The 7,411-nt window shown below is 59.2% G+C and carries 6 protein-coding genes; 1 reads left to right on the top strand and 5 read right to left on the bottom strand.

Features of this window, described 5'->3' with window-relative positions; genetic code table 11:
• Positions 1–95: 95 nt before the first annotated feature.
• The 5 genes from JF616_00365 to JF616_00345 form a co-directional block, all read right to left on the bottom strand.
• On the bottom strand, positions 96–1,922 hold the full coding sequence (locus tag JF616_00365; GenBank protein MBW8886180.1) for a hypothetical protein: 1,827 nt from the start codon (positions 1,920–1,922) through the stop codon (positions 96–98).
• 221 nt (positions 1,923–2,143) lie between these two features.
• Entirely contained in the window at positions 2,144–3,058 is a 915-nt protein-coding gene (locus JF616_00360) for a hypothetical protein (GenBank protein ID MBW8886179.1), read from the bottom strand.
• Positions 3,059–3,155: 97 nt separating this feature from the next.
• Positions 3,156–4,649, bottom strand: coding sequence for a hypothetical protein (locus JF616_00355; GenBank protein MBW8886178.1), 1,494 nt, complete (start codon positions 4,647–4,649; stop codon positions 3,156–3,158).
• A gap of 16 nt (positions 4,650–4,665) precedes the next feature.
• On the bottom strand, positions 4,666–5,337 hold the full coding sequence (locus JF616_00350) for a hypothetical protein (GenBank protein ID MBW8886177.1): 672 nt from the start codon (positions 5,335–5,337) through the stop codon (positions 4,666–4,668).
• A complete protein-coding gene (locus JF616_00345; GenBank protein MBW8886176.1) occupies positions 5,316–5,762 on the bottom strand; it encodes a ThuA domain-containing protein in 447 nt (148 codons plus the stop codon). Before JF616_00345 ends, JF616_00350 begins: the two co-directional genes overlap by 22 nt.
• A 173-nt stretch (positions 5,763–5,935) precedes the next feature.
• Between JF616_00345 and JF616_00340 the strand changes: the two genes are divergently transcribed.
• On the top strand, positions 5,936–6,838 hold the full coding sequence (locus JF616_00340; GenBank protein ID MBW8886175.1) for a helix-turn-helix domain-containing protein: 903 nt from the start codon (positions 5,936–5,938) through the stop codon (positions 6,836–6,838).
• Positions 6,839–7,411 lie beyond the last annotated feature (573 nt).

Here is a 7,411-nt window from a genome sequence, read left to right as displayed (position 1 = left end):
CAACCTTAAATGTCTCAGTCCCAAGAAATCCTCCCGATCCTTCTAATCGATTCGCCGTATATCATCCGCCGGGAATACCCCCTCCGGGATCCCGATCAAAACGATATCGGACGCACATAGGCGCGTCCGCCCTGCCGCACTTCCAGGACATGCAGGCCTTCGCCGGGAGCTTTTAACGTGAATTCTCCCGCGCCGAAACCCTGCCTCTTTTCCACGGTAGCGCCGTTCAATTTGCCGAGCGAAACCGTGTAGGCTCCCTTAAGGTCGACCTGCACCTTCACCGCGCCCGGCAGCATGCTATGCATGACGTGGTTATTCATGTACTGTTCGGTAGCGCGATTCGCTATGGAGACCGGGCCGGGATTGAATGCCTCCGTGGATTGGTAATTATGCGTGAACAAGGCGGAGTTGTAGACCAAGGATGCGTTGCCGGTGCGCGAACGGATGCCGCCGGCGATGATGGAAAGCACGCGGTCGAATTTGGCGTTGCTGCCGATGCCCAGGAATACCCGATAGCCGTCTTGGGATATCTGGACGCTGCCGATGGCGGGCGCGGTGGAAGTATTGTTTCCGGCGCCATACCCTTCTTGCCGCACCAGATCATATTGCCTGACGGCGAAGCTTGCAGCCACCGCCGAGGCTTCGGAAACGGGCTGGGAGAAAGCTATCTCAATCCCCCCCGACCGTGATTTCACGCTCAGGATTTCGAAGGAGGCCTTGATGGCGGCGGCGTCCAGGGCGATCTTGTAGAACGGCTGATCCGCTCCGGACGGCCAGGCGCCCGCGCTTTGTCCGATGATTTCCAAGGTCCCCACGTAGATGACGTCGCCGGCGGGATCCATGGCGAACCGGTTGGGCGCGGGACAATTCGATCCCCCGGGCATGTTCGAGAACCAATGCACGGATCCGTTGTAATTCGCGCTCACGCCGGTGCCGCCCACGGGATCCAGGGCGATGCGGGACATGCCTTCCAAGGTGGCGTCCCCCACGATGACGTCTCCCGCGTAAGGGCCATGATCCATGTAGAGCGGCTGCGTGGTGCTCGCGGCCACGCCGTATTGGCCGACGGCCTGGGCCTGCAGGAGCCAGGCTATGGGCGGCTGGTAGGGCATGGTGCCGGCCTTGTTGGCCAACCCGGCCCAATTGTCCTTATAGGGAGAATTCTGGTGGAGGCCGTAGAAAGCGTTCGGTTTGATGATGTTGAGCGCGCAAGAGGGATTCCAGCTCCCCTGATTGTCCGTGAACATCATGATGCCGTTGGGCCCGAGCCCGCCGCCGTTCGGGGAGCGTAAGCCCCCGGCGTACTTGCCATAACCCCCCGTGCCGTCCGGCTTCCAGGAGAGCACCGACCCGGCATACTCTCCCGAAGGATCGGTGTCCGCGAATCCGCCCGAGACGAAGGTCGAAGAGTAGGGCGCATAATAGGTGCCGTTGTTATACATGGGGCAGAAGATGTAGCCATGATAGGGCAGGGAACAGTCGTAGGTCGCGGGCATGGGTATGATGTGGGTTTTCGTTCCGTCGGTGGCGGAAACCTTGTACACGCCGTCCAGATCCACGACCATGATTTCATCGTTGGGCCCTACGGTCACTCCGGTGGGTTGGCGGAACTGATCCACCAGTTTCGTTACCGTGGGATTGGTCGCGACGTTCTTCACGATCCAAACTCCCGCACTCGAATTGGCGGCGGGAGGATTCTGGTAATTCCCCGGGGAACGCACCCAGACCATGTCCCCGTTTTTAAGCCAGGCAATGCCCATGGTACTGGCCTTGCCCATGGCGTCGATGGGGGAGATGGTAAAGCCAGGATGCGTACCTTTGCCAGAATAGGCTCCCGAGATGGCGCCTTGAGCGGGCAGGGTTCCTAGCGATATGAAGGCGAGCAGGGCGAATCCGGAACTCAAGGACATCGCGAAACGCATAGTATCTCCGTCATCGAGAAGTTTACCGTGGAGGCGCCACGTGATCATGGTACTGGCTCGGGAGCGAAGCGGTGGGCCGGATGTTAACGAAGCGCATACGCTTTCTTAACAGACCGCAAGGAAGCGGAATGCCGAAGTAAATAAATCGAAGCCCGTTGCTATACGGACAGTACCCCGAACATGTTGGAGCCATCGGTTTTAAGTGCGACGACGCACATAGATCAGCCGCGCCAGGTGCGGGCGGACAATTCGCGGACCTTCTCTTCGTCCACCTCTATGCCGAGGCCTGGACCTTTGGGGATTTTCAATTTCCCGCCGTTGACGACGAAGGGCTGCTTCAGCACGCTGGCGCCTAGGAACTGCGGGCCGTTCAGGGCCGCCGGACGGTTGAGGCCGTAAGCGCCGAACAGGATCAGGCTGGCGGCCAAGGAGATGTCGGGATCGGTCAAGCCGCTGCCCAGGAAAACCAGGCCTTCCCTATTCAGGAGCTCAATCTGGGCCTTTGCCGATATCAAGCCGCCGCAGCGCGAAGGTTTCATCGCGATCCCATTCAGCATCTTGAGTTTTATGAATTCGGAGACATCGGTGGGCGACATGCATCCCTCGTCCATGATGATGGGAAGCGCCCCTTGCTTGCGCAGGTCCTGGAAGCCGGAAAGGCAGTGGGGATGGACCGCGCCCTCGAGGACGGCAACGCCCGAGTCGGCGAGCTTGGGGGCCATCTCCAACGCGGTAGTGGGATTCATTGGATTCAAGGTCCAACTCAAGACCATTTCGTCGGGCGTCTTGAGCCCCCATATCTCCGCGATGTTCTTGCCCTGGGCATTCCCGATCAGATCGTGCAGCGCGATATCGAGCCCGGCCTTGGTGATGGGATAGCTGGTCGTGAACCCGTTCGCGATCTCCTTTCCCATCAAGGCGTGGATATGCTCCATATCCAAGGCGTCCTGGCCCTTCAGTACAGGCACGAGATAATTCCGGAGGCATGCCAGCGCGCCTTCGGCCGTCTCGCCGCCCCAGCGCGGGATAGGCACGCTTTCGCCCCAGCCCACAGTCCCGTCCGAGGCCGTGATTTTGATGATGACGGCGGGACGGCCCCCGCTGCTCACCGGCCCCTCGAAGAATGTGAAACGCATGCGGCCTGCGGAGGGGCCGCCAGTGCCCGCTTCCCTTCGAACAATCCCATGGCGGCGGCGGCGGCGATGGTTTTGAAAAATTCCCTGCGGTCTATGGTCAGATCCCGAAATTCAGGGTGATCACGTAATACCAATCCGAGGGCTTCCGCATCAAGGATTGGCCAGTGAACAGGATCTGCCTGTTCACGGTGCGAAAGTGATCGTTCGCGACTTGGCCCACCATGGATAAGCCGGTAGTGAGCTTCTTGTTCGCGTACAAGGTCCATTTCCAATCATCCTGCCGGTTCTGGGCCGGGGTATGGAAGAGCAGGCTATAATCCGGGTAGGCAACGTAGTTGTAATCGAACATCCGATCGAAATTGTCCGGTAGCGATGATGGGAAATATTCCATTTCCCATGACAGGATATCGAGCAGGCGGAATGTGGGAAGGTCGATGCCGAACATGATCGGCATGCGCTCCCAGCGTTTCTCGAAGAAACCGGTTTGGTTCTGAACGCCGAGCAGGGTGGCTTCGGCGTAAACCTTGAAGGCGCTTTCCCCCAGGAAAGGCATGGGGACGATCTTCTGGATATCGAAAGAGCCTCGGGCCATCAGCTTAACCCCCTGAACTGTCATAGCGACCGTGTCGGGGTGGAGGCTGTTCTTCACGCTATCGGCGATGGCGAGGTTCCTAAGGCTATCCTCCGAAAAGACCAGGGTATTCTGAGCCTCGAACACGAGGTTCTGCAGGTCGTTCGCGGTCATGGAAACGGGACCGCGGGAATGCGTCACGGGAACGCCGGGATAGGCCCACTTAGCCGCCGAATCGGGCCGGGCGGTGAACTGCGGGAAATCCTGGAAATGCAGGATGGTCTCGGGTCCCATGTCCCGAGACTCCGTGCGCTTTTTCTCGATGGGAAAGTAATGATAGAGGGAAACGCCCGCCCCGAACTGGAAAGCGCCCGCGGTCAAGGTTCCCACGTATGCGGGCGTGAAGTCGCCCTGGGGCCTAAAGTCCCGCTCGCTGGAGAGGAGGAAATCATGCTTGAGGTTCCCGCCGAACTGCGAAACCGTGATTTGCAGTCCTTGGATCTTGGCCAGGGCATTGTCGGTGATGGACCATCCCCCGGTGAACACGAAGGTGGGATAGGCCATGCTGCGGAACAGGTATTCGCCCAGGTTCTTCGCGTCGGGGTCGTATTTGTAGGGAAAGTACCCGACCCTGAGGTTGGCGAACGGCGCATCGGGATCGCCGAACTTGTAGTTCAACTGGGCCTGCGATACGCCCGGGCCGAACTTGGTTCCCTGCGATCCCGCATCTCCCCGGATGTTCGGAAAGGAATAGAAGAATACGCCCCCCACGCCGACCTTCATCTCCAGGCGGTGGTTTACGGTAACCTCCTGGGTCAGGTTCACGCCGATCTGCGACAGGTAGAACTTGGAGGGATCGACGGCGTTGATGTCCGGTTCGCCCTTCACGATCTGCCCGGTCTCCATCTTGGTGCCGATGGAGAGCGGTTGCCTTTCGATGAGATCCGAACCGGCCGCGATCGTCCGGAGGCATGCGGACCCGGCCAGGAGGGCGGCCGCCCGGCGGAAATTGATAACCATATTTATATGGTATCCCTTAGAGTATCAGGAAGCTGCGGTTGAAGGATTCCGCGCCGGAACGGGCCCGCAAATGGTACATCCCTGGCCCGAGTTGATCTAAACCGTATTCGTGAGGACCGTCGCCCCGGATGGAGAGGACCTTGCGGCCGCGGGAATCGTAGACGTCGAGGGTGTGCTCCCCCGCTCCGGTGAAGGACACGCGCACACGCCCGGCTTCCCCGGGGACATCGCGCGATGGCGTTCGAACATCGATGGTGGTGGCGGCGTCGCACGCTTTGGGATCGTTATGCGTGGCTTGGGGATTGTATCCCGGCTTGGAGGGGTCGGTGCATCCCGTATATCCGGCCACCCAGCGCATCGTCCCCAGGAGAGCCCCGTCGCTGAACTTCTTCAAGGCGGGATCGGTAGATTGGATGAGATCGTTGGTATGGTACATGGAATTGAGGACGAAGCGGCCTCCGTTGGTGGTGCGCGCCCAAGCCATCGGCTGGACTGTCCCCGGCAGGACGAAGGTGAAGCTATGATCCGTTGTCTTGGTGGTCCACAACAGCTTGGTATCCGGCGCCACGGGAGTCTGATCGTAGGTATACCATTCATCGTTCCATTTCATGACCGTGCCCGCCGCCACCGGGGTGGAGTCGCTGTTCATGGCGAGATCGGTCCCGATCACCGCCGGTTCGACATACACGGGGCCGGTACCGAAACCGGCGGCCTTGATGTAATGCCCCCCATCAGGCTGTCATACCAATTGGGGGCGACGCCGCCCCAGGTGTTTCTCACGCATTGATGGATACAGGCGATGCCCAGGTTCTGCTTATACCAATCATGCAAGGCGTCCTTCTGGGTCTGGGACATGCTCTGGCCGATATAGTAGGCGTTGAAAAGGACGACAGCCTGGTAATTGGAAAGGTTGGCGACGGTGAAGGTCGAGGGATTGCGCGTGGTATCGATGGTAATGCCGTGGGCGGCCCCCAGCTTCATAATGTAACCGCACCAGGCCGGGGTGTTGGTATGATCGCCCGCGTAATTGTAGAAGTAGATCAGCGCCCGTTTGAGGTTCGAGGTGATGGGACCGCTCGCGGCATGCGATGGCGCCCAGATGCATGCGGCCAAGACAAGCGTCGCCGAATATTTTCTTGTCGTTCCCATCATGTTAGTCGCAATTGGCCAAGCGGTCGGTCCGCTATTAACGAAGCGCATACGCTCTCTTAACATACGCCCCGGAAAAACGGATCGCCTAATGAGGATTCCCCTCCGCGCCCGCGCTTTTGCGGTATATTGGCCTTATGGCCACCCCCATCCTCTTGCCTTTCCTCAAGCCGCTGCCGGCCCCGTTCGCGACCACTCTCGCCGACGCGCAGCCCAGCGAGCCGACATTCAAATTCGTCGAAGTCCTCAAAACCCGCAGGAAGCACGATCATCGCCACCCGCAAGTGGAAATCCTGCTGGTCAAATCGGGAAGTGGTACTTGGATAATCGGAGAATCCCTGGGCGAATTCCGTGAAGGCGATCTATTCATCCTGGGTTCAGGTACGGCCCATTCCTTCTTCCAATCTCCGGGCGCCAAGGGGGAGATCCGGGCCTTGGTCATGCAATTCCAGCCCGTCGCCATCCGTAAAGCGCTTTCTTCTTTCCCGGAGTTCCATGGCTTCGAGGCTTTCCTCACGGACGCCCGCAGGGGACTGCTTGCGGGAAGCGCCACCCGCGCCGCTGTGCTTCCCCTCGTTCGCCGCATCGGGGAACTGCCGCCCGCATCACCCCGCCGTCTGGGAGTGTTCCTTTCCGTCTTGGCCGAATTGGCTTCGGCCGACGATCTGATTTCGATAGGCGGGCCGCAGGTGTCCGTGGGCCCGGGAGGCGGCCTGGACGAGAAGCTGGATCGGGTTTGCAAACTAATCCAATCCAGTCTCGTGAATCCGCTCTCGCAGGCGGCGGTAGCGGGCCGCATCGGAATGTCGCCGGCCGCATTCAGTCGTTGGTTCAAGCATCGCATCGGCAAGCCTTATACGGAATACATCAACGAAGCGCGCATCGATCTGGTCTGCCGCGCCCTCATCGAATCCGATCGGGATATCGCCCACGTCGCCGGCGAATGCGGATTCGCGGCCGGCAGCCATTTTCACAAGCTGTTCAAGGCATGCAAGGGCGTTTCGCCGACCGAGTATCGTCGGTTGTCCCGCGCCGAATAGATAATCATCCAGGATCTTGTCATCCTGATTCGTTGTTTTTGATCCAATTCGGTCCTGGAAAATATTTACGTACAGTTTACGTAGAAGTAGACCGAGGCAATGGGCAAAGCGGCTTTGAATCCTCCTCCGGTTAATACTACCGACCCAAGATCCTAAATCGACGCGCAGAACTTCCTGATCTGTTTAATTACTGCACCTATATGCCATTTGCATAGGTATGTCATTGGCGTAGATGTAAGAAGAAGTATGAGGATCCTTTGGCCCGTCACCATGCGCTCTGCCGCGCGCGTCTCCGCTGGACAGACTCATCGCCAGCGCTCCGAAGACTTCGATTGTCAGGCCTCCCATCTGAGACCTGAGCTGTTGTGGCTGGAGCCTTTGCCGCGGATTGCGTCAGCGTCTTCCGTTGATGACGCTCACTCGATCGTTGCCGCGTCCCAGTGCTCGACGAGCAAGCCACCGTTCACCCGGAACAAGTCGAACCAGGTCGTTTCGTACGGTTTGCCGTTCGAGTCGACCTCGGTGCTGAGGGTCGACATCACCACGAGGTCACCCTCCGCGACGATCTGGACG

The sequence above is a fragment of the Fibrobacterota bacterium genome, from assembly GCA_019509785.1.
Taxonomy (GTDB): domain Bacteria; phylum Fibrobacterota; class Fibrobacteria; order UBA11236; family UBA11236; genus Chersky-265.
The sequence above is the reverse complement of the archived record's forward strand: the minus strand, read 5'-3'. Positions and strand labels throughout refer to the sequence as shown.